The sequence below is a fragment of the Pseudomonas sp. PLMAX genome, from assembly GCF_046042685.1.
Lineage (GTDB): Bacteria > Pseudomonadota > Gammaproteobacteria > Pseudomonadales > Pseudomonadaceae > Aquipseudomonas > Aquipseudomonas putida_AE.
In genome coordinates, this window is sequence record NZ_CP064949.1 from 5,948,194 (window position 1) to 5,970,604 (window position 22,411).

Here is a 22,411-nt window from a genome sequence, read left to right on the forward strand (position 1 = left end):
AGAGGCTGCCATGTCGAAACACCTGCTCAAACCCCAGGGCAACTTCCCCGCCGTCGGCCTGGGTCGTCGCCTGGCAGCGATGTTCTATGACTTCCTGCTGTGCACCGCCCTGCTGATCGTCACCAGCGGTGTCTACAAGATGATCCAGATGGCGATCATCGGCGAAGAGAAAATGCGCACCCTCACCGAAGCGGGCGCGCTGGACGGCGATCCGCTGCTGTCGACGGTGCTGTTGTTCGTGCTGTTCGGCTTCTTCGCCAAGTTCTGGACTTACTCAGGCCAGACCCTGGGCATGCAGGTGTGGGGCGTGCGCGTACAGAATGCCGATGGCTCGTCCATCAGCCTGTGGCAGGCGCTGTTGCGCTTTGTGGTGTCGATCGCATCGTTGCTGTGCGTGGGCCTGGGGTTCTTCTGGTCGCTGTTCGACAAGCAGAAACGCAGCTGGCATGACATGTATTCCAATACGCAGCTGGTGCGGATCCCGAAGAAGACCAAATAATTTCCGGTAAGCACAAACCAATGTGGGAGCGGGCTTGCTCGCGAAGAGGGCGTGTCAGGCAACATCAATGTCGACTGATACGCCCTCTTCGCGAGCAAGCCCGCTCCCACAGTTTTATGCGACCTGCCTGATAGATCTCAGGCGTTCCCGGCCAGCTTCATCCGCGCCGCCTGGGTGAAGTCGAGCATCCGCTTCAACGGCCGAATCGCCTGCGGAATCAACGCTGGATCGACAAAGATCTCGTTCGTCCCCTCCTTCAAGCTCTTGAGCGTGCGCTCAAGGGTGTTCATCGCCATCCAGGGGCAATGCGCGCAACTGCGGCATGCCGCGCCGTTACCGGCCGTTGGCGCCTCGATAAACACCTTGTCCGGGCACAACTGCTGCATCTTGTAGAAGATACCGCGGTCGGTGGCGACAATCAGGGTCTTGTTCGGCAGGCTCTGTGCCGCCGCAATCAACTGACTGGTGGAGCCCACGGCATCGGCCAACTCGATCACCGAGGTCGGCGACTCCGGGTGCACCAGGATCGCCGCATCTGGATACAGCGCCTTCATGTCTTCGAGCTGCTTGGACTTGAACTCTTCGTGAACGATGCAGGCACCGTCCCACAGCAGCATGTCGGCACCGGTCTGACGCTGAATGTAGGTGCCCAGGTGCTTGTCCGGCCCCCAGATGATGGTTTCGCCGTTATCCATCAGGCTTTCGACGATTTCCAGCGCACAGCTCGACGTCACCACCCAGTCCGCGCGGGCTTTGACCGCCGCCGAGGTATTGGCGTAAACCACCACCGTACGCTCCGGATGCTGGTCGCAGAACGCGGAAAACTCATCGACCGGGCACCCGAGGTCAAGCGAGCACGTCGCTTCCAGGGTCGGCATCAGGATGCGTTTTTCGGGGTTGAGGATCTTGGCCGTCTCGCCCATGAACTTCACCCCGGCGACCACCACGGTCTTGGCCGGGTGGGCGTTGCCGAAGCGGGCCATCTCAAGCGAGTCGGAGACACAGCCACCGGTTTCTTCGGCCAGGGCCTGAATAACCGGATCGCAATAGAAGTGAGCCACCAGCACCGCGTCCTGAGCCTTGAGCTCGGCGGCGATGGCAGCACGGTAATAGGCCTCCTCTTCGGCGGTCAGCGGCTTGGGCTGCTTGGCGTCGAGGTGGGCCTGGACCAGAAGGCGTTCGGAAATCTGCGTCATGTTCGCAAGACCTGCAGGCGCTTAAGCGCGAAAGTCGAGTATACACCCCAGCTCTGGACCCTTGAGGGTACCGCCGGGAGAGTGAGTAATCATCAGAGCTTTGAAGAGGCGCAAGGCTACAGAATATCCGCGGGATGCAAAAGATGATTCTGACCTGAGCCACGCAGTGCTGGCCGGATCGGCGAACGCACAAATCGCAGGCAAAAAAAAACCCGGAAATCCTCACTTGCGTGGGCCTTCCGGATTTTCTAAACCGCCAAAAATGGTGGGTCGTGTGGGATTCGAACCTACGACCAATTGGTTAAAAGCCAACTGCTCTACCAACTGAGCTAACGACCCGCTGTGTGGTGGCGCGTATAATACTGATTTTTAAGGACTATTCAACACCTATTTTAAAAAAAATCAAAAATAACGTGTTGGGTCGCTGATTCCGGCCGCCGCGAAGCCTTCCGCTCGCTGGCGGCAGCTGCTGCACTTGCCGCAGGCACGGCCGTCATCGTCGGCCTGATAGCAGGAAACGGTCAGGCCATAATTCACACCAAGCCTGGTACCCGCCTGAACGATCTGTGCCTTGCTGAGATGTTGCAGCGGCGCCTGAATGCGAAAACCCATCCCTTCTACACCGGCCTTGGTCGCCAGATTGGCCATGCGCTCGAAAGCCTCGATGAACTCGGGACGGCAGTCCGGATAACCGGAGTAATCCACCGCGTTGACACCGCTGAAGATGTCACGTGCACCGAGCACTTCCGCCCAGCCCAGCGCCAGGGACAAGAACACCGTGTTACGCGCAGGCACGTAAGTCACCGGAATACCTTCAGCCGCGACTTCCGGGACGTCAATGCTGGTATCGGTCAGTGCCGAGCCGCCCATGCCGTTCAGGTTCAGCCCGATCACCTTGTGTTCAACAACACCCAGGTCTTTGGCCACACGTTCGGCGGCGTGTAACTCAGCGTGAGACCGTTGGCCGTAGTCGAAGCTCATGGTGTAGCAGCTGTAGCCTTCGGCACGCGCCATGGCCACGACGGTTGCCGAGTCCAGGCCACCGGACAAGAGGATCACCGCGCGTTTTTCAGCAGTATTGAGTGGTTCAGTCATTTCAGCGCCCCGGCTCGTCATTCCAAAGATATTTATGCAGCTGCAGTTGCAAACGCACTGGCAGGTTGTCCGCCACCACCCAGTCGGCCAGGTCTCGCGCATTGAGATCATGGTGGCTTGGCGAGAACAGGACTTCACCGGCGCGCTTGTCCAGACCGTACTGGATCAGCTTGGACACGGACCAGTCATAGTCTTCCCGCGAGCAGATGACAAACTTCACCTGATCGTTGGGCGTCAGCAGCTCGATGTTTTCGTAGCGGTTGCGATGCGCTTCCTTCGACCCTGGAGTCTTCAGGTCGACGACGCGACTGACCCGGGAATCTACCGCCGAGATATCGATCGAGCCACTGGTTTCCAGTGACACTTCGTAACCGGCATCGCACAGGCGCTTGAGCAATGGAATGGCATTGGGCTGGGCCAGGGGCTCGCCGCCCGTGACACAGACGTAGCGCGGGCGAAAGCCGGCGACCTGCTCGAGGATATCGTCGAGGGTGCGGATGGTTCCGCCGGTGAAGGCGTAGGCGCTGTCGCAGTATTGGCAACGCAGCGGGCAACCGGTCAGGCGCACAAAAACAGTGGGCAGGCCAGCAGTCCGCGTTTCACCCTGCAACGAATAGAAAACTTCGGTAATTCTCAATGTGTCTTGCATAGTCGCCACGGGCGTAACAGCTAAACAGGCTGTCCGCCTCCGTCAGGCACTTCAAGGAACCCCGGCAATGCGCAGGCCCCAAAAAGCGTGTTTCATAAAAAGGGCGTGAATTCTAACGAAAAAACCCGCGACAAGCGCGGGTTTCTTCGAAAGGGGTCAAGCAGCCCTTACATTTTTTGCAGATCACGCTGGGCCAGCTGAGCGGCAGACGTGCCCGGATACTGGGACACAACCTGTTGCAGAATGCCTTTTACCTTGTCGGGATGACCCAGGCGGCGCTCTACGTCAGCGAGCTTGTACAGCGAGTCAGGCACTTTGGCGTGCTTGGGGTACAGCTGCGAAACCTTGGCAAAGGCCTGACCTGCACCTTGCAGATCGCCTTTGGCCAGGTTCACTTCGCCCAACCAGTACTGGGCATTGCCTGAGTACTGGCTGTTCGGGTACTTGCGCAGGAATGCGGCAAAAGCCTGGCTGGCCTTGTCGAAATCCTTGGCCTTGATCAGGTCGAAGGCAGCATCGTAATAGAGCTTTTCCTTCGCCGGATCCGCCGGCTCGCTACCCGCGGCGGGTGCTTGAGCGGCTGCCGCTCCTGCACCCGCAGCTGCGCCAGCCGCTGCTGCACCGGGGGCGTTCAAGTCGCCACCGGCAGGAGAATTCTCAGGAGTCGCGGCAGGTGCAACGCCGCTTCCTATGCGCCGATCAAGATCCTGGTATCGCTCCAGGCTTTCCTGCTTCATGCGCGCTACATCATTTTGCAGTTCTTCGATCACACCCTGTTGGCGCGAGATCTGATCCTGCATTTGTTGCAGTTGGTTGAACAGCTGGCCCTGTGCCGAGACAGGGGTCGAAACCCCTCCCCCGGCATAGGCGCCGTTCGTACCGTAACCTGCAGGCGGATTACTGCTCCCGCTATTGTTATAGCCGGAGTCGTTGTCGACCACAGGAACCGCAGCCCACGCCGCAAGCGGCGCGAGACTGAGAGCCAGGACAGTTACAGCACGACGGCACGTTCGCATGACGAATTACTTACGCAGTTCGACGCGACGGTTTTGAGCCCAGGACTGCTCGTCGTTGCCGGTAGCAACTGGACGCTCTTCGCCGTAGGAAACCAGTTCCAGCTGAGCTGGGGAAACACCCTGCAGTACCAGGTAGCGCTGAACGGCTTTCGCACGACGCTCGCCCAGTGCCATGTTGTACTCACGAGTACCACGTTCGTCGGTGTTGCCTTCCAGAACAACGCGAGCGCCGTTTGCTTTCAGGTCCTTGGCGTGAACGTCCAGAGCGCGCATGGCTTCTGGCTTCAGGTCCGAGCTGTCGTATTCGAAGTAGAAAGTAGTGATAGCGCGCAGTGCAGCTTCTTCGCTCAGGGAGCCGTCAACTGCACCAGTGTTTGCGCCGTAACCAGCGTTTGGATCTACCGCGCCTTCACCGGCATTGTCGCCGCCTTTGGACGAGCAACCTACAGCTACAGCCATGGCCAGTGCCAGCGCAGCAAATTTACCAAACTTCAGCATTTCCATCGTGAAACTCCTAATGAACCCCAGTGTGTTAAGTACAACGTATAGCGCCGCGTCAGTTCAGGTAAGGGGACCAGGAAGGTTCTCTGACTTCGCCTTGAGCGGTAGGAAGCGGGAGCCTTACGCGTCCATTGATAGACACGAGCATCAAGACTCCCCGGCCCTGCTGGCGGGTGGCGTAGATTACCATGGTGCCGTTGGGCGCAACAGTGGGCGACTCGTCCAGAGTGCTATCAGTGAGGATTTTTACACTGCCGCGCTGCAAATCCTGGGCCGCCACCTTGAAATTGGTGAAGCCATCCTGACGGTGAATCATGACAAGCGTCTTTTCATCAGCCGAAAGTTTAGGGTTGGCGTTGTAGTTACCGACGAAAGTCACGCGCTCGGCACCGCCCCCACCCACACTGGTCTTGTAGATCTGCGGCTTGCCGCCACGATCGGACGTGAAGTAGATGGTCGAGCCATCCTTGCCCCAGAATGGTTCGGTGTTGATGCCAGGACCGTTGGTGACGCGGGTGATCTGACGCGAGCCCAGGTTCATCACATAGATGTCCGGGTTGCCGTCCTTGGACAGTACGAACGCCAGGCGATTGCCATCCGGCGACCAGGCTGGCGCGCCGTTCAGGCCTTCGAAGTTGGTGATCTGCTCACGGCGACCGGTGTCGATGTTCTGCATGAAAATGCGCGGACGCTTCTGCTCGAACGAGACGTAGGCGATACGCTTGCCATCGGGCGCGAAACGCGGCGACAGGATTGGCTCACGCGATTGCAGCAGGGTCACGGCACGGGCACCGTCATAGTCCGAACGCTGCAGCGTGTAACGGGTGTTCTTTTCGGAGAAGCGCTCGGCCGTCACGTACAGCAGGCGAGTCGAGAACGCACCCTTGATGCCGGTGAGTTTTTCGAACGACTGGTCGGCGATGTAGTGCGACATGTCGCGCAACTGATCGACGCTGCCCGACACGCTGCCGGTCAGCACTTGCTGCTCGGTGGCAACGTTGAACAGGGCGTATTGCACCTGCAGGCGACCGCCCGCCGGGGCAATGCTGCCGACCATCACGTACTGGGCGCCCAGCGCCTTGAAGTCACGGAAGATGATTTCGCTGGCCTGGCTAGGCTGGCTGATCATGTTCTGCTTTGGAATCGGCGAGTAGTAACCCGAGTTGCGCAGGTCGTTACCGATGATTTCCGCCATGTCGTCCGGCAGCACGCTGCCGCCCTGGTTGCCGAACGGCACGACCGCGATCGGGGTGGCCCGATCGCTGCCGCTGGTGACCAGAATGTTTTTCTCATCTGCCATCGCCATTCCTGCCATGCAGCAGATAGCGACAAGCATTCCTCGTAGAAGGTTTCTCACGGGGCTAAATCCTCAGGCGTGAATGTCATCTTGAATGAACGATACGGAGCGAAATCGCTCGGCTTCATTCCCTGCATTTCTGTCAAACGTCCAATATTCTTGACCGCCGCTACAGCAGACGCATCAAACGGACCGTCACCGCTGGACTTGGCCACGCTGGCCGAAGTCACCGTACCGTCCGGCAACATGCCGATTTGCAGCACGACCGTCATGCCTTTGCGGGCCGAAGGTGGACGAGCCCAGCCTTCCGCTGCACGAAGACGAATCAAATCATCAAAACTGCCGGCGACTTCGTCACCGCGCTCATCGGCCAAGGCCTGCTGACGCTGCGGCGTATCGGAAAGCAAATCTGCCAGGGCCTGGGCCTTTTTGTCTTCGGCGGATTTACGCGCCGCGTCCTGCGATTTTTTCTTCGCAGCATCGGCAGCAGCTTTCTTCTTCGCTTCCTCGGCGACTTTCTTCTTCGCCTCTTCAGCTTCAGCTTTCTTCTTGGCGTCTTCGGCGGCTTTCTTCTTCGCGTCTTCGACGATCTTTTTCTTCGCTTCTTCAGCAGCCGCTTTCTTGGCCTCTTCTTCAGCAGCCTTCTTGGCTTCTTCTTCCGCTTTCTTCTTGGCTATATCAGCCAATTGTTTCTCTTCTGCCTTCTTGGCTTCGGCGGTCTTCTTCGCTTCGTCGGCTTTCTTGGCTTCATCGGCCTTCTTGGCCTCATCAGCCTTTTTCGCCTCTTCCGCTTTCTTCGACTCGTCGGCCTTCTTGGCTTCCTCGGCCTTTTGAGCCGCGTCTTCTTTCTTTTGTTCCGCAGCCTTTATCGCTTCCTGCTCGACCTTCTTCTGTTCCAACTGCTCGACTTCGGTCTGGCGTGCGGCGGATTTCTTCGCCTCACCCGCAATCTTCTGATTGGTCTGGGTGGTTGCCTGACTTTTCGATTTCAGCTGGTACAGGGTCGCCTGGACAATCGGCTTGGCCGGCGGCAACTCCGGAGTAAAGGCAAAACTGACAAACAGCATGCCGAACACCAGCACGTGCAAGCCAATCGCCCAGACACTAGGCCAGAAGTAGCTTTCCGAGGCGGACGGCTCTCGCTGTTGCTGCATCAGGGCGCCTCGGTAATCAAGCCAACATTACCGACGCCGGCTTTCTGCAACCCGCCCATGGCGCCCATGACGGAGCCGTAGTCGACAGTCTTGTCGCCGCGAATGAAGACCTGGGTGCGCTTGCCGTTATCGTTACCGGCGGCAATGATCTTGGTTACTGCACTGGTCATTTGCGGCAGGGTCATGGCCCTGTCCTGTTGCTTCTCGGTGTCGACTTCGCTGCCAAGGTTCCAGTAATAGGTCTTGTCAGCCTTGATCGAAATGGTCAGGACCTGGGTGTTGTTGTCCTGCGGCAAGGCTTCGCTGGAAACCTTGGGCAGATCAACTTTCACGCCCTGATTGAGCATCGGCGCGGTCACCATGAAGATGACCAGCAGTACCAGCATCACGTCGATGTAAGGCACTACGTTCATCTCGGCAACCGGCTTGCGCTTTTTGCGAGCTCGAGCGATTAAAGCCATCTGGAAATTACCTGCTTATTCTTCGCTGGTGTGCACTTTGCGGTGCAGGATCGCCTGGAATTCATCGGCGAAGGTGTAGTAACGGCCCAGCAAGGTTTCACTGCGAGCAGCAAAACGGTTGTAAGCGATAACGGCTGGAATGGCCGCGAACAGGCCGATCGCGGTGGCGATCAGGGCTTCGGCGATACCCGGGGCAACGGTGGCCAGGGTCGCTTGCTGGGCAGTCGCCAGGCCACGGAAGGAGTTCATGATGCCCCAGACCGTACCGAACAGACCGATATACGGGCTCACGGAACCGACAGTGGCGAGGAACGGCAGGCTCTGCTCGAGCTTTTCTTCTTCACGGGAAATGGCCACGCGCATGGCACGGGCCACGCCTTCCATGACCGCCTCGGGATCGACCCCAGGCTGCTGGCGCAGACGGGAGAATTCCTTGAAGCCGGCGCGGAAGATCTGCTCGACACCGGAATCCGGGTCCGGGTTGCTACCCGCCTGACGGTAGAGTTTGGACAGGTCGATACCCGACCAGAAGCGCTCTTCGAAGCTCTCCAGGGCGCGTCGACCGGCGCGCAGCAGATTGCTGCGCTGAAAGATCATGATCCATGAGGTCACCGATGCGGCTACCAGGGTCAGCATTACCAGTTGCACCACAATACTGGCATTGCTGACCAGGCTCCACATGGAGGAATGGTCGACGACGTTAGCTTCCACGCTTTATCTCCTGCTTTGAGTGTGTACCCGCGCCGCTCACGGCGGCAAAGGCCGCTCGTAGAGCTTCGGGAATGGCCCGGGGTTTCAAACTTTCAGTGCGCACACAGGCCACCAGAAACTGCCCTTCGCAGAGCAGTGCATCATCCGTGGCCCGCCTGACCTGCTGCTTGAAGCGCAGGCTGGCACGGTTCAATTCGATTACTTCAGCGCTTACCAGCAGCTCGTCGTCCAGTCGCGCCGGCGCGTGGTAGCGCGCTTCGCTGGAATGCACGACGAACAACAGGTCCTCCCCGGCAAGCTTGGATTGGGCAAAGCCCAGCTCTCGTAGCCGCTCGGTTCGAGCCCGTTCCATAAACTTGAGGTAATTGACGTAATACACGATGCCGCCCGCATCGGTGTCCTCGTAATAAACGCGACAACGATGTGCGAAAGGCTCAAGCCCGTTTTGCGCGCGCATACTCTAGTGCTTACTCCTCGGGTTGCCAATCCGGCCAGGCAACTGTTTTTCAATGTTCTGCGGCTTTCGCGCAAAAGTACGGTCCTGGGACCACACATTGCCCGAAAAAATCAGCCCGCAAAGTTAATTAATCGTCCACGGCATCAAGGAACTCGTCTACCACGGGCATTTCGCCCAATCGTGACGGAATGTTTAATCCGAAATGCAGGTACGCATGCCGGGTCACTACCCGCCCCCGCGGCGTGCGCATGATGTAGCCCTGCTGGATCAGGTATGGCTCCAGCACGTCTTCAATGGTGTGACGTTCTTCGCTGATCGCCGCGGCCAGACTATCCACCCCCACCGGCCCGCCATCGAACTTCTCGATCATGGTCAGCAGCAGACGTCGGTCCTGGTGATCGAAGCCACGCTCGTCGACATCCAGCAGGTTCAGGGCCAGGTCGGCAATCGGCTTGGTGATGTGGCCTTTGGCGCGCACTTCGGCGAAATCGCGAACCCGGCGCAGCAGACGGTTAGCGATCCGCGGCGTGCCTCGGGCGCGGCGAGCGATTTCGAAGGCACCCTCCGGGTCCAGCGGCAGTCCGAGGATGTTCGCCGAACGACTGACAATCGTCGACAGGTCGGCGGTGCTGTAGAACTCCAGGCGCTGGACGATGCCGAAACGGTCACGCAACGGGTTGGTCAACATGCCCGCCCGGGTGGTCGCACCGACCAGGGTGAACGGTGGCAGATCGAGCTTGATCGACCGCGCGGCCGGCCCTTCGCCGATCATGATGTCGAGTTGGAAATCCTCCATGGCCGGGTACAGCACTTCCTCGACAATCGGCGACAGGCGATGGATTTCATCGATGAACAGCACGTCGTGGGGCTCAAGGTTGGTCAGCAGCGCCGCCAGGTCGCCTGGACGCTCGAGGACCGGCCCCGAGGTGCTCTTGATCGACACGCCCATTTCCTGGGCGATGATATTGGCCAGGGTGGTCTTGCCCAGGCCCGGCGGGCCGAAGATCAACGTGTGGTCCAGGGACTCGTTACGCCCGCGGGCAGCCTGGATGAACAACTCCATTTGCTCGCGAACGGTCGGCTGGCCAATGTACTCGGCCAGGCTGACGGGGCGTATCGCGCGGTCCTGGACTTCCTCGCGATCACGGGGGGCACCCGTGGCGGCGATCAGACGGTCAGCTTCAATCACTTAGATCATTCCCTTCAGGGCACGACGAATCAGGTCTTCGCTGCTCAAGCCTTTCTCCTTGATCGCGGAAATCGCCTTGCTGGCTTCCTGTGGCTTGTAGCCCAGGGAGATCAGCGCGCTGACCGCGTCGTTTTCGGCGCTGTTGGCCGGCGCTGGCCCGCCCGGCTGGTTCGGCACCAGGGCAAACATGGCCGGCACGGTTTCCCAGGCCTTGAAGCGATCCTTGAGCTCAACCAGCAGGCGCTCAGCGGTTTTCTTGCCCACGCCCGGCACCTTGGTCAGCGCCGAGGTATCCTGGGACTGCACGCAACGCACCAGTTCGTCGACTTCCAGGCTCGACATCAGGGCCAGGGCCAGTTTCGGCCCTACACCATTGAGACGGATCAGTTCGCGAAAAAAGTCTCGCTCGCGCTTGCCGACGAAGCCATAGAGTAACTGCGCGTCTTCGCGTACGACCAGATGGGTGTGCAGCGTCAGCGGTTCACCGACCGACGGCAGGCGATAAAGCGTGGTCATGGGCACTTCAAGCTCATACCCCAGGCCATTTACATCCAGAATCAGGTGCGGCGGCTGTTTCTCAGCCAGTGTGCCGCGTAAGCGTCCAATCACGTTACAGATCCTTGAGCGTTGGCCAGCCCTGGGCCAGCGACTGAGAGAACAAGGGTTTTGCGCCGACAACCCAGGCGCATCACCCTCATTCCAGAAAAATGATTGCTGATGCTATCAGAGACGCAGGCGCCCGCCACGACTGCGTGCGGCGCCCAGGCCATGGGGCAACAGGCTGGAGCGGGTGTGCGCATGGCAAATGGCAATGGCCAGGGCGTCGGAGGCATCGATTTGCGGTTTGCTGGTCAGCTTGAGCATGTGCATGACCATCATTTGTACCTGCTCTTTGTTGGCCGCGCCGGTGCCGACGACCGCCTGCTTGACCTGGGTGGCCGTGTATTCGGCGATCTCCAGGCTTTCTTCCGCGCCAGCCACGATGGCCGCGCCACGGGCCTGCCCCAGCTTCAGGGCGGAGTCGGCATTGCGCGCCATAAACACCTTCTCGATGCCCATGGTGACAGGATGGTAGGTCTGAATGATCTCGCGCACGCCGCGGTAGACAATCTGCAGGCGCTCATGCAGCTCGCCGGCACCGGTGCGGATGCAGCCGGAGGCCACGTACTCGCAGCCACGTCCGGTATCGCGTACCACGCCATAACCGGTAATGCGCGAACCGGGGTCGATACCAAGAATTAAAGTCATAACGCCTATAACGCTGATGCGAGTATCCGAGGAAATTGTAGGAGCTGGCTTGCCAGCGAAGGCGGCCTCAAGACTTGCAAAAGTTCAAGGGCCTCTTCGCTGGCAAGCCAGCTCCTACAATGAGGGCGTAGCATTCAGCTTAGTTGTGCGGCGACCGACTCTGGAATGTCCGCATTGGAGTAGACGTTCTGCACATCATCCAGGTCTTCGAGCATGTCGATCAGCTTGAGAACTTTCTCGGCGCCTTCCAGGTCCAGCTCGGCGCTGGTGGTCGGCAGCATGACGATTTCCGCGTCATCACCCTTGAACCCAGCCGCTTCCAGCGCGTTGCGCACCGCGTAGAATCCGGTGAACGAGGTGAACACGTCGATAGAGCCGTCTTCGTGGCTGACCACGTCATCGGCGTCGGCTTCCAGGGCCGCTTCGGTCAAGGCATCTTCATCGACGCCTGGCGCAAAGCTGATTTGCCCCTTGCGCTCGAAAAGATAGGCCACAGAACCGTCGGTGCCGAGGTTGCCGCCGCACTTGCTGAACGCATGGCGAACTGCCGCCGCGGTACGGTTGCGGTTGTCGGTCATGCACTCGACCATCACCGCCACGCCGCCGGGGCCGTAACCTTCGTAGGTCAGCTCTTCGACGTTGTCGGCTTCGGTCGCACCGGCACCACGGGCAATGGCGCGATCGATGATGTCGCGACTCATGTTCGCCCCAAGGGCCTTGTCCAGGGCCAGGCGCAGACGCGGATTCGAGCCCGGCTCGCCACCACCCTGACGGGCCGCGACGGTCAGCTCACGAATCCACTTGGTGAAGATCTTGCCTCTCTTGGCATCCTGACGTTCTTTGCGGTGCTTGATGTTCGCCCACTTGGAATGACCTGCCATAACTCGCTCCGAATTCTCTTTGAAACATTGCCCGCCACGCTGCATCGCGCCGGCCGGCAAACAAAAATCTTGAACTGCTGTAGGTATAAAGAAAGGGCGCATCCGCAGATGCGCCCTCCTGAGCCTTACTCAGCCTTGGGCGTTTCGCGCAAACGAATGTGCAGTTCGCGCAATGCCTTGGCATCGACCTGGCCCGGTGCCTGAGTCATGACGTCCGCCGCGCTCTGGGTTTTCGGGAAGGCGATCACTTCACGGATCGACTGGGCGCCGGTCATCAGCATCACCAGACGGTCGAGGCCGAAGGCCAGGCCACCGTGCGGCGGCGCGCCGTATTTCAGGGCGTCGAGCAGGAAGCCGAATTTCTCTTCCTGTTCCGCTTCGTTGATACCCAACAGACGGAACACCGACTGCTGCATCTCTTTACGGTGGATACGGATCGAACCGCCACCCAGCTCGGTACCGTTCAAGACCATGTCGTACGCACGGGACAGAGCGCCAGCCGGGTTGGCTTCCAGCTCTGCCGGGGTGCACTTCGGCGCGGTGAACGGGTGGTGCAAGGCGGTGAAGCTGCCGTCGTCGTTTTCTTCGAACATCGGGAAGTCGACGACCCACATTGGCGCCCACTTGCAGGTCAGCAGGTCCAGGTCGTGGCCCAGCTTGATCCGCAGCGCGCCCAGGGCTTCGCTGACGATCTTGGCTTTGTCGGCACCGAAGAACACGATATCGCCGTCGACCGCACCGACGCGATCGAGGATCACGTTGAGGTTGGCCTCAGGAATGTTCTTCACGATTGGCGACTGCAGGCCCTCGACGCCCTTGGCGCGCTCGTTGACCTTGATGTACGCCAGGCCCTTGGCACCGTAGATGCCGACGAACTTGGTGTAATCGTCGATCTGCTTGCGCGGCATGCTCGCCCCGCCTGGAACGCGCAGGGCGGCAATGCGGCATTTAGGGTCGTTGGCCGGGCCGCTGAACACCTTGAAGTCGACTTCCTTGAGCTGGTCGGCAACGTCGACCAGTTCCAGCGGGTTACGCAGGTCCGGCTTGTCGGAACCGTAGCGGCGCATGGCCTCTTCGAAGGTCATGTGCGGGAACTCGCCGAATTCCAGGCCCAGCACTTCCTTGAACAGGTTGCGGATCATTTGCTCGGTCAGGCCCATGATCTCTTTTTCATCGAGGAAGCTGGTCTCGATGTCGATCTGGGTGAATTCCGGCTGGCGATCGGCACGCAGGTCTTCGTCGCGGAAGCACTTGGCGATCTGGTAGTAACGGTCGAAACCGGCGACCATCAGCAGTTGCTTGAACAGCTGCGGCGATTGCGGCAAGGCGAAGAACGAGCCGGCGTGGGTACGGCTAGGGACCAGGTAGTCGCGAGCACCTTCAGGGGTGGCACGGGTCAGGATCGGCGTTTCGACGTCGAGGAAGCCGTTCTCGTCGAGGAAGCGACGGATGCTGGTGGTCATGCGCGAACGCAGGCGCAGCTTTTCGGCCATTTCCGGACGACGCAGGTCGAGGAAGCGATAGCGCAGGCGGGTTTCTTCGCCGACGTCGGAGAACTCGTTCAGCGGGAACGGCGGGGTTTCCGACTCGTTCAGCACTTCCAGTTCATAGCCCAGGACTTCGATCATGCCAGACGCCATGTTGGCGTTGGTGGCACCGGCCGGACGCAGGCGAACCTTGCCGGTGATCTTCACGACGTACTCGCTGCGCACGCGATCGGCGGCGGCAAAGGATTCAGCGCGGTCCGGATCGAACACCACCTGGGCCAGACCGTCACGATCACGGATATCGAGGAAAATCACCCCACCGTGGTCACGACGACGGTGGACCCATCCGCAAAGGGTAATTTCCTGGCCTTCCAGGCTTTCGTTCAGTTGGCCGCAATAATGGCTGCGCATCATGGTAGTGGTTTCACTTCTCGTAATTCGACATTCGGTTGGAGAGCTCGCGTCGATCCGCTGACGGATGACGCAAGAACTCGCGCGTGTGGTTCAACTCAGGTCCGCAACCCTAGTCAGCTTTGTCGCCGCCAGCCAGGTTCTTCTTGGAACCGGTCTTGAAATCGGTCTCGTACCAGCCGGTGCCGCTGAGGCGGAAACCTGGCATGGACAGCATCTTCTTAAGCTCTGGCGCCTGGCACGCAGGGCAGTCGACCAACGGTGCATCGCTGATCTTTTGAATGGCTTCCAACTGATGACCACAGGAAGCACATTGGTAATCGTACATCGGCATGGGGGTTGTCTCGGCGATCAGATTGCTACCGCGCACGCTGGGTTTTGCGGCAAAGAGCGGGATTATATCCATTAAATGCAGCCTGTGCAGCCGTAAGACTGCACAGATCGACACGTTGCTCCTTCATTCATCCGGTTCAAGCCATGACCGGGTAACGCCCTTCCTTGCGGCTGTGGACTACACAGACCACCCGCACCAGCCCGCTGAAATTTCTCACCCCACCATGACGCAAATGCACTTCGCGATCGACATGGGACAGCAGCGCGCTGACCGAACAGCAATTGACCCTGGCCATGTCGCCCAAGATATCCCAATACACCTGTTCAAGCCGCAAACAGGTGGCAAAGCCATTCAATCGCACCGATCGCGATTGCGGCCGGGCCAGCCCCATATCGAACTCACTGACAAATGGGTCGATTCTTATATCCCTGGCCGAACCGATCCGCCCCTCGTCTCTTGCGCCTTCATATTGCATATCGCTGACACTCCTTTGCCATGTGCGGTTTCCATAAAAGCAATTGCATGCCTATAAAAACGTGAGGGCAAAGTTATAGCCAGATGACTTTAGGACCGTCCGCGTAGGATAAGCCAACAACTGAAGGCGGATAAGGGAGAGCGTCCTAGTCGAGCGCCTTTCCCACAGCTACAAGCGAAAAATCGCTCAATCGACAGGGTGTCTATCCGAAGAAAGGCAGCGCGCGAACAACAGTGCCATCCACGCGCTGGCGTATCACTGATCCAGCAGTGCGCGGAGCATCCACGCGGTTTTCTCGTGGACCTGCATGCGCTGGGTCAGCAGGTCAGCCGTAGGTTCGTCGCTGACCTTATCCAGCAGCGGGAAGATCCCCCGGGCGGTACGCGTGACAGCCTCCTGGCCCGCCACCAGTTGCCTGATCATGTCTTCGGCAGCAGGCACACCCTCTTCTTCCTTGATTGAGGACAGGCGCGCATAAACGGAATAGGCACCCGGCGCCGGAAATCCGAGCGCGCGAATGCGCTCGGCAATCGAATCGACCGCCAAAGCCAACTCGTTATATTGCTCCTCGAACATCAAATGCAGGGTGCGGAACATGGGACCCGTCACGTTCCAATGGAAGTTATGGGTCTTCAGGTAAAGCACATAGGTGTCCGACAGCAGCCGCGAAAGTCCGTCGACGATGGACTTGCGGTCCTCTTCACTGATACCGATATCGATTGCCATGTTTTTCCCCTAAAGGTGATGAAGTTCATCCAACAGGTGCAGGACCACTCTAGCAAGCCTGTCGCCAGGCTGCAGCCCGGAGGTCCTGCCATACGCCGGCAAGAGGCCCCGATGCACCGCTGGACTCCTTGATTTGAGTAGGCTGCAGCTTTGCTGTTAAATAGGCAGCGTGTCGTCAGTGCCTATTTTTTCGGGCGCGGCGCATAGGCTGATACCGGGTACGTGTCCACCGCCTCTTATTTATTCCGAAGCGAACCGTGCGCCATCAGCTCTTCCTTGTGAGCTGTCTTAACGTGAGTTAATCAAAATGTTGAAAATCGTCCACCTGCTGATAGGCGCAGCGGCTTTGCTGCTGTCCTTCATCCCTAGCCTGCGATCCGAAGCCTTACCGTACCTGCAACAACCCGAAGCGCTTTACCTGGCCTTTTTCGGCCTGCTCAACCTGACGCTTGCCCCGGTTATCCCTTACTGGAACAAAGGCCCGCGCCATCAACTGCAAAATCTGGTCAGCGCCCTGCTGGTGCTGGCTGTCGCCCTGCAAACCGTGACACTGATCGCGGAGATGCCGGTCATTGCCGGTCAGCCTGCCGTGCTGTTCAGCCTGGTCGCAGCCTTTATCGCTGTTGCCCTGCACCTGGCCATCAGCTTCTACAAATCGTCACCGGCCGCCGCTTCGCCAAGCTATGACATGAGCAACCGCGATACCGGGACCGTCAAGTGGTTCAACACCTCCAAAGGCTTCGGCTTTATTTCCCGCGACTCCGGCGATGATATTTTCGTGCACTTCCGGGCCATTCGCGGTGAAGGCCATCGCGTTCTGGTCGAAGGTCAGCGCGTCGAGTTCTCCGTCATGAATCGTGACAAAGGCCTGCAAGCCGAAGACGTCATCGCCGCCCTGCCGCGTCGCTGATAGAAAGGCAATAAAAAAACCGCGAACATGTTCGCGGTTTTTTATTGCCTGCACTTTCAGTTAAAGGGCTGCGGCGCTCAATAATGCGGTGGCGGCGCTTCTTCTTCAAAAGACTCGAACTGGCCGACCATTTCCTCTTGCCGCTTGAGCAGCGCGGCCATCTGCAGCTGCAGGCGTTCGACCACCCGCTGCTGCGCCACCAGGACATCATTCAATGCCTGGATGGTGTCATCCTGAAACGCCAGTCGGCTTTCAAGGTCGGTTACGCGCTCTTCGAGGCTCATGGCTCAACCCTCCAAAAACTTGAAATCATCGGTCAACACCAGGCGCAGCCGTTCGCGAATCGCCGCGACCTGCTCTGCACTGTAGGGCCTGGCCGGATGCTTGCCCCAGACCGGCGCCGGCCAGGCCGCGTCTTCACGCTTGCGCACGATCACATGCATGTGCAACTGGCTGACCACGTTGCCCAGGGCAGCGACGTTCAGCTTGTCCGCGTCGAACGAGTCCTTGAGCAGCTCTGACAACGCGGTCGTTTCCTGCCACAGCTGCTGCTGATCGGCGACACTCAACTGAAATATCTCACTGATATCGTCCCTGCGTGGCACCAGGATGAACCAGGGGTAGTTCGAGTCATTGGACAACAGCAACCGACAAAGCGGGAAATCACCGATCGGTAGTGTGTCTTGTTGAAGTCGTGGATCTAAAGCGAACACTGCGCGTACTCCCGCCAGGTCATCATTTTTCAGCTTAGCGCCCATCCAGAGAGATCGTACGCCAGGCCACCGGACGGCAGCATACCCTGCCGGCTTCACGGTGAACCACTGCCTGGACCACTCGAGGATCTACAAAGGGCTCAACCCCGCCCCGAGATGAGACATTTTCTGCGAAAACGCACCAATACCGAACCAGACAGCTGATAAAAAACGCCGAAATGACCAGAAAACCAAGGCCTGTTCACACCACGCAAAATGCCCGACTGTGTGAATTCAGCACAGTCATAAAAATTTTTTGCACCAAAACCGCACAGCGCGTCTACGCTGAGTGCTTCGCATATCCGCCAATTACTCACTGGCGGGGTGAACCGGTAACGCTTTTGCATGTCAGGCGACTCAACAGGAGGCTGAAACACGATGCCAACCATGGCGTCAAGCCCGAAGAAAAGAAGCATGAACCCCCCGGTTTCATGAGGTTTTTACCGCATCAGGCAGCCTGTCAGAAAAAAACATCGGTGGAGTTCTGATTTGTGCACGCTTGTTGCATTGTTACCCACATCGTCTATAAGGCACCGCGGGAAGCGGGCAGCCTCAAGACCAAAAAAACAGTGGCAGGGTAGCCCGATGGAGATTCAAACGTTTCACCAGGGACTCTTTTTATCGATGCGCCAGCCCAGAAAAACAGCATTAAAAGTTGTCAGTCCGGTTGCATCGGGGCTGTAAATTTGCGACATCTAGCTAGCCGTTTACGACAGGGTCGTAAAGAAGCTGAAAGGTTAGATGCGCAAGTATCGCCAACATTGTCGGCGTGATATAAGTTTGCGCCGACACAAAAAGAAAGAGCCGCCCAGATAATAAAACAGGTGGAGCGGCAGTACTCTTCTAAAAACCAAAGGAGCAAATCACGATGCGCGTGATGAAGTGGAGCATGATCGCACTGGCTGTTGCAGCAGGCACCTCGCAGTTCGCAATGGCGTCTTCCCAGGACGAATCCAAGGGTTTCATCGACGATTCGAGCCTGAAACTCAAAACCCGTTTTGAGTACATGAACCGCGACTTCAAGAATGGTGCAAGCAACCCTAGTTCCGGCACTGCCGGCTATCGTCAGGATTCCGGTCTGAGCCAATTGCTCACCTACGAGTCGGGCTTCACTCAAGGTATCGTTGGTTTCGGCCTCGACGCCATGGCCATGGGTTCGGTCAAGCTGGACGGCGGCTCGGGCAAGCGCGGTAACGGCCTGTTCGCCAACGACAGCGATGGCAACCCGGAAAAATCCCAGGGCAAGGTAGGCGGTGCAGTGAAACTGCGTCTGTCCGACACCACCCTGAAATACGGCCAGCAATTCGTTGCCAGCCCTGTATTCGCCACCGACGACAGCCGTCTGATCCCGGAAGTTGCTACCGGCACCCTGCTGACTTCCAAGGAAATCAAAGGCCTGGAACTGAGCGCTGGTCGCTTCACCGCGCTGAGCAAGCAAACCGGCATGGCCCGTGACAGCATCGGCGGCGTGTCCGATGAAGACGGCAACCACGGCAAAGGCCTGAGCGGCGGCATCAACATCTTCGGTGCCAGCTACGCCTTCACCGACAACTTCACCGCTGCACTGGCTGCATCGGATGCTGAAGAGTACTTCAAGAAGTACTACGCAAACCTGAACCTGACCCTGCCGATCAACGACGAACAGTCACTGAACTTCGACCTCAACGCTTACAAAACCAAAGGCGACAAGCGCGGCGACACCATTGACTTCCTCGGTGACGGCGTTCTGGGCGTGGACAACAACCTGTGGTCCCTGGCAGCGGCATATAGCCTGGGCGCTCACAAGTTCACCCTGGCCTACCAGCAGTCGAGCGGCGACAACGCTTACTACTACGGCGTTGACGGCAACAGCACCATCTTCGTATCCAACTCCATTCAGATCTCCGACTTCGTGGGCCGCGAGGAGAAATCCTACCAAGCTCGCTATGACCTGAACATGGCGACCTACGGCGTACCAGGCCTGAGCTTCATGACCCGTTACGTAATGGGTGACAACATCAAGACCAACGGTCTGGGTGAAGGTAAGGAAAACGAGTGGAACCTGGAGTCCAAGTACGTCGTACAGGAAGGTCCAGCAAAAGACCTGTCGTTCCGTGCTCGTTTCGCCAACTACCGTTCGAACGGTGCATACAGTGCCTATTCGGCTGACAACTATGACACCCGTCTGATCATCGAGTACCCGCTGAGCATCCTGTAATCAGGGTGTAACACCGGAACTCCGTAGATCAAAAACCGCCCACCTCTTCAGGTGGGCGGTTTTTTTATGCCTGCCACACAGCAAACACTGCGGCAAGCAACTTGCGCGCATAACGTTAATACTTTTTTCAATGAACCGATCAATAGTCACAAAAAAACCCAAGAGACCATTAGCCTCTTGGGTTTACGCAGTAACAAACAGACTTACTGTACCGGCGCTTCCTGAACCACGCGAACTACACGCTGGGGAAATGGAATGTCAATACCCGCCGTCTTCAAACGATCACGGGACTGTTCGTTAAACATGAACATCACGTCCCAGTAATCCGCTGTTTTCACCCAGACCCGCAGGGAAACAGTGATCGAACTGTCACCCAGGGTCGAAATCACTGCCTGAGGCTCCGGATCGGCCAGCACCCGCGGATCCTTGGCCAGCTCGAGCAAGACTTCACGGGCCTTTTGCAAATCCGCTTCGTAATCAACACCCACATCGAACACCACCTTGCGGGTCGGTTGACGGTTGGTGTTGGTGATGATGCCGTTAGACAGGTTGCCGTTAGGCACGATGATGGTCTTGTTGTCGCCGGTGCGCAGCACGGTGTGGAAGATCTGGATGCTGTCGACGGTGCCGGCAACCCCCTGGGCTTCGATCCAGTCACCGATACGGAACGGACGGAACAGCAAGATCAGCACACCGCCGGCGAAGTTCGCCAGGCTGCCCTGCAACGCCAGGCCGATGGCCAGGCCCGCCGCACCGATCGCCGCCACGAACGAGGTGGTTTCCACACCGATCATCGACGCCACGCTGACAACCAGCAGGATCTTGAGAATGATGTTCGCCAGGCTGCTGATAAACCCTTGCAGGGCAAGGTCAGCATTACGCAGGGCGATCAGGCCGCCGAGCTTTTGCGTGACCTTGTTGATCAACCACCAGCCGATCGCCAGGGTGATCACCGCCAAGAGCACACGGCTGCCGTATTCCATGATCATCGGGACCCAGGACTGCGACACCCTGACCAGGTTGTCTACTTCAGCATTCAAATCCATCTCGGTTCTCCTGATGTGCGGCTACGCGGCACACGAAAAATAAAGCGGCAGAAAGACCGAACCCTATCCGGATCAATCGTTTCTGCCGTTGCTTGGGCCTCGGACGCCGAAAACGCCAAGAGGTTCCGCCCAAAGTCAGTCGCGGAAGTTGTTGAACTGCAGCGGCATGCCGAATTCCTTGGCGCGCAATACAGCGATGGCTTCCTGCAGGTCGTCACGCTTCTTGCCGGTGATGCGCACTTGCTCGCCCTGGATGGCCGCCTGGACCTTGAGCTTGGCGTCCTTGACGTGAGCGACGATTTTCTTCGCCAGCTCCTTGTCGATGCCTTCCTTGAGCACAGCGTCCTGCTTCATCAGCTTGCCCGATGCGAACGCGTCCTTGACCTCAAGGCACTGCACATCGATCTTGCGCTTGACCAGGGCCAGCTTGAGGATCTCAATCATCGCTTCGAGCTGGAAATCCGCTTCGGCGGTCAGGTTGACGGTCAGGTCCTTTTCCTTGAACTCGAAGCTGCCTTTGCCTTTCAGGTCATAACGACGATCGAGTTCCTTGACGGCGTTCTCGACCGCGTTGGTGACTTCGTGTTTGTCCAGTTCGGATACCACGTCGAACGACGGCATGTAATCTCTCCAATAAATAGGGCACGCTCAATCAAGAGGGAGCACGCCTGGCTTGCGGTTAAAATCCGCGCTGATTATAACGGGTCTTTCCCATCATTCACTGCGAGCCTCCCATGCGCGCCTCAAACAGAGCAAAAAGCTGATGTCCACCACCTGGCATGTTCTAGGCGCCGGTAGCCTCGGTACGTTGTGGGCCACCCGTCTGGCGCGGGCCGCAGTTCCGGTGCGACTGATCCTGCGTGACGCGGCGCGGTTGCAGGCGTACGAGGCGGCAGGCGGCTTGACCCTGGTCGAACAGGGCCAGGCACAGCTCTACCCGGTGAGCGCCGAAACGGCGGACAGTACCACCCCGATCCATCGCCTGCTGGTCGCCTGCAAGGCCTATGACGCGGACCAGGCCGTGGCGCAACTGGCACCGCGCCTGGCGCCCGGCGCAGAGCTGATCCTGTTGCAGAACGGCCTGGGCAGCCAGGACGCCGTGGCGGCGCAAGTGCCGCAGGCGCGCTGCATTTACGCCTCAAGCACGGAAGGCGCCTTTCGCGACGGTGACTGGCGCGTGGTCTTCGCCGGGCACGGGTTCACCTGGCTGGGCGATGCCGGGCATCCCGTCGCACCGATCTGGCTGGACGACCTCGACGCCGCGGGCATTCCCCATGAGTGGAGCACCGAAATCCTCACCCGGTTGTGGCGCAAACTGGCCCTCAACTGCGCGATCAATCCGTTGACGGTCCTGCACGATTGCCGCAATGGCGGGTTGCAGGAGCACCACTGTGAGGTCGCCACCCTGTGTGGCGAACTGATCGAGCTGCTTGAGCGTTGCGGCCAGCCGGCAGCCGCGGAAAACCTGCAACAGGAGGTTGAACGGGTGATTCACGCGACTGCCGCCAACTACTCCTCGATGTACCAGGACGTCAGCAACCGGCGCCGCACCGAAATCAGTTACCTGCTGGGGCACGCCTGTAAAGTCGCCGCCCGGCATCAACTGAACCTGCCGCACCTTAATCAGCTTGAGTCGAGGTTGATCGCACGCCTGCACAGCCTTGGATTGCCCAGCGACTGAGCAGCGGCTACGCTGGCCACTTGTTCCTTTGCAGCGAT

General features: G+C 58.7%; 27 protein-coding genes and 1 tRNA gene. 4 read left to right on the forward strand and 24 right to left on the reverse strand.

Going from position 1 to position 22,411, the window contains the following annotated elements:
* Positions 1-10: 10 nt before the first annotated feature.
* Positions 11-499, forward strand: a complete 489-nt coding sequence (locus tag DKB71_RS27065; protein ID WP_323607804.1) for an RDD family protein — start codon at positions 11-13, stop codon at positions 497-499.
* A 137-nt stretch (positions 500-636) separates the two neighbouring features.
* On the opposite strand, the gene nadA is transcribed toward DKB71_RS27065, so the two are convergent.
* The 19 genes from nadA to DKB71_RS27160 all read right to left on the reverse strand — a co-directional run bounded on the left by nadA (position 637) and on the right by DKB71_RS27160 (position 15,787).
* Complete coding sequence (gene nadA / locus DKB71_RS27070) at positions 637-1,695, reverse strand: quinolinate synthase NadA (RefSeq protein ID WP_192410366.1); 1,059 nt, start codon at positions 1,693-1,695, stop codon at positions 637-639.
* Positions 1,696-1,958: 263 nt separating this feature from the next.
* Positions 1,959-2,034: transfer RNA gene (locus tag DKB71_RS27075), tRNA-Lys, on the reverse strand.
* A 63-nt stretch (positions 2,035-2,097) separates the two neighbouring features.
* Positions 2,098-2,790, reverse strand: coding sequence for a 7-cyano-7-deazaguanine synthase QueC (gene queC / locus DKB71_RS27080; RefSeq protein ID WP_274074370.1), 693 nt, complete (start codon positions 2,788-2,790; stop codon positions 2,098-2,100).
* Between the two features lies 1 nt (position 2,791).
* Positions 2,792-3,439, reverse strand: coding sequence for a 7-carboxy-7-deazaguanine synthase QueE (gene queE / locus DKB71_RS27085; RefSeq protein WP_056726033.1), 648 nt, complete (start codon positions 3,437-3,439; stop codon positions 2,792-2,794).
* Positions 3,440-3,606: 167 nt separating this feature from the next.
* Positions 3,607-4,455 (reverse strand): tol-pal system protein YbgF, encoded by an 849-nt coding sequence (gene ybgF / locus DKB71_RS27090; protein ID WP_274074368.1) that lies wholly within the window; start codon positions 4,453-4,455, stop codon positions 3,607-3,609.
* Positions 4,456-4,461: 6 nt separating this feature from the next.
* Positions 4,462-4,959 carry a peptidoglycan-associated lipoprotein Pal gene (gene pal / locus DKB71_RS27095; protein WP_003178634.1) on the reverse strand — a complete coding sequence of 166 codons (498 nt, stop codon included), beginning with the start codon at positions 4,957-4,959 and terminating at the stop codon, positions 4,462-4,464.
* Positions 4,960-5,011: 52 nt separating this feature from the next.
* Positions 5,012-6,292, reverse strand: coding sequence for a Tol-Pal system beta propeller repeat protein TolB (gene tolB, locus DKB71_RS27100; RefSeq protein WP_406592123.1), 1,281 nt, complete (start codon positions 6,290-6,292; stop codon positions 5,012-5,014).
* 17 nt (positions 6,293-6,309) lie between these two features.
* Positions 6,310-7,407 (reverse strand): cell envelope integrity protein TolA, encoded by a 1,098-nt coding sequence (gene tolA / locus DKB71_RS27105; protein ID WP_274074366.1) that lies wholly within the window; start codon positions 7,405-7,407, stop codon positions 6,310-6,312.
* Positions 7,407-7,859, reverse strand: coding sequence for a protein TolR (gene tolR / locus DKB71_RS27110; RefSeq protein ID WP_162279067.1), 453 nt, complete (start codon positions 7,857-7,859; stop codon positions 7,407-7,409). The genes tolA and tolR overlap by 1 nt, the downstream gene beginning before the upstream one ends.
* Before the next feature lie 24 nt (positions 7,860-7,883).
* A complete protein-coding gene (gene tolQ / locus DKB71_RS27115; protein ID WP_007995636.1) occupies positions 7,884-8,579 on the reverse strand; it encodes a protein TolQ in 696 nt (231 codons plus the stop codon).
* Positions 8,569-9,036, reverse strand: coding sequence for a tol-pal system-associated acyl-CoA thioesterase (gene ybgC, locus DKB71_RS27120; RefSeq protein WP_274074365.1), 468 nt, complete (start codon positions 9,034-9,036; stop codon positions 8,569-8,571). The genes tolQ and ybgC overlap by 11 nt, the downstream gene beginning before the upstream one ends.
* A gap of 127 nt (positions 9,037-9,163) precedes the next feature.
* Positions 9,164-10,225, reverse strand: a complete 1,062-nt coding sequence (ruvB, locus tag DKB71_RS27125; protein ID WP_046818807.1) for a Holliday junction branch migration DNA helicase RuvB — start codon at positions 10,223-10,225, stop codon at positions 9,164-9,166.
* On the reverse strand, positions 10,226-10,834 hold the full coding sequence (gene ruvA, locus DKB71_RS27130; protein WP_408598601.1) for a Holliday junction branch migration protein RuvA: 609 nt from the start codon (positions 10,832-10,834) through the stop codon (positions 10,226-10,228).
* Positions 10,835-10,948: 114 nt separating this feature from the next.
* Positions 10,949-11,473 carry a crossover junction endodeoxyribonuclease RuvC gene (gene ruvC, locus DKB71_RS27135; RefSeq protein WP_008015799.1) on the reverse strand — a complete coding sequence of 175 codons (525 nt, stop codon included), beginning with the start codon at positions 11,471-11,473 and terminating at the stop codon, positions 10,949-10,951.
* Positions 11,474-11,607: 134 nt separating this feature from the next.
* Positions 11,608-12,354 carry a YebC/PmpR family DNA-binding transcriptional regulator gene (locus DKB71_RS27140; protein ID WP_323607805.1) on the reverse strand — a complete coding sequence of 249 codons (747 nt, stop codon included), beginning with the start codon at positions 12,352-12,354 and terminating at the stop codon, positions 11,608-11,610.
* Between the two features lie 125 nt (positions 12,355-12,479).
* Entirely contained in the window at positions 12,480-14,255 is a 1,776-nt protein-coding gene (aspS, locus tag DKB71_RS27145; RefSeq protein ID WP_408598603.1) for an aspartate--tRNA ligase, read from the reverse strand.
* A gap of 109 nt (positions 14,256-14,364) precedes the next feature.
* Positions 14,365-14,586, reverse strand: coding sequence for an FmdB family zinc ribbon protein (locus DKB71_RS27150; protein ID WP_007977333.1), 222 nt, complete (start codon positions 14,584-14,586; stop codon positions 14,365-14,367).
* Between the two features lie 136 nt (positions 14,587-14,722).
* Positions 14,723-15,061 carry a ribbon-helix-helix domain-containing protein gene (locus DKB71_RS27155; RefSeq protein WP_274074362.1) on the reverse strand — a complete coding sequence of 113 codons (339 nt, stop codon included), beginning with the start codon at positions 15,059-15,061 and terminating at the stop codon, positions 14,723-14,725.
* A 255-nt stretch (positions 15,062-15,316) separates the two neighbouring features.
* Complete coding sequence (locus DKB71_RS27160; protein ID WP_180205182.1) at positions 15,317-15,787, reverse strand: Dps family protein; 471 nt, start codon at positions 15,785-15,787, stop codon at positions 15,317-15,319.
* Between the two features lie 307 nt (positions 15,788-16,094).
* On the opposite strand from DKB71_RS27160, the gene DKB71_RS27165 reads away from it, so the two are divergent.
* Entirely contained in the window at positions 16,095-16,697 is a 603-nt protein-coding gene (locus DKB71_RS27165; RefSeq protein ID WP_274074361.1) for a cold-shock protein, read from the forward strand.
* Between the two features lie 77 nt (positions 16,698-16,774).
* Here the strand turns inward: DKB71_RS27165 and DKB71_RS27170 are convergent, their stop codons facing one another.
* The 3 genes from DKB71_RS27170 to DKB71_RS27180 form a co-directional block, all read right to left on the reverse strand.
* Positions 16,775-16,981: a SlyX family protein gene (locus tag DKB71_RS27170; RefSeq protein WP_007977339.1), complete on the reverse strand. Its 207-nt coding sequence runs from the start codon at positions 16,979-16,981 to the stop codon at positions 16,775-16,777.
* A gap of 3 nt (positions 16,982-16,984) precedes the next feature.
* Entirely contained in the window at positions 16,985-17,410 is a 426-nt protein-coding gene (locus DKB71_RS27175; protein ID WP_323607807.1) for an HIT domain-containing protein, read from the reverse strand.
* Between the two features lie 140 nt (positions 17,411-17,550).
* The gene (locus tag DKB71_RS27180) at positions 17,551-17,865 is read right to left on the reverse strand and encodes a hypothetical protein (protein ID WP_406592112.1); all 315 of its coding nucleotides are present in this window, start codon (positions 17,863-17,865) and stop codon (positions 17,551-17,553) included.
* A 452-nt stretch (positions 17,866-18,317) separates the two neighbouring features.
* Here DKB71_RS27180 and DKB71_RS27185 point away from each other — a divergent pair, with 452 nt between their 5' ends.
* Positions 18,318-19,646, forward strand: a complete 1,329-nt coding sequence (locus DKB71_RS27185; RefSeq protein ID WP_323626957.1) for an OprD family porin — start codon at positions 18,318-18,320, stop codon at positions 19,644-19,646.
* A 203-nt stretch (positions 19,647-19,849) separates the two neighbouring features.
* Here DKB71_RS27185 and DKB71_RS27190 read toward each other — a convergent pair whose 3' ends face one another.
* Positions 19,850-20,692, reverse strand: coding sequence for a mechanosensitive ion channel family protein (locus tag DKB71_RS27190; RefSeq protein WP_408598608.1), 843 nt, complete (start codon positions 20,690-20,692; stop codon positions 19,850-19,852).
* A gap of 135 nt (positions 20,693-20,827) precedes the next feature.
* Entirely contained in the window at positions 20,828-21,313 is a 486-nt protein-coding gene (locus tag DKB71_RS27195; RefSeq protein WP_007990750.1) for a YajQ family cyclic di-GMP-binding protein, read from the reverse strand.
* A gap of 142 nt (positions 21,314-21,455) precedes the next feature.
* Between DKB71_RS27195 and DKB71_RS27200 the strand changes: the two genes are divergently transcribed.
* Positions 21,456-22,373, forward strand: coding sequence for a putative 2-dehydropantoate 2-reductase (locus DKB71_RS27200; protein WP_323607811.1), 918 nt, complete (start codon positions 21,456-21,458; stop codon positions 22,371-22,373).
* The last annotated feature ends 38 nt before the right edge of the window (positions 22,374-22,411 follow it).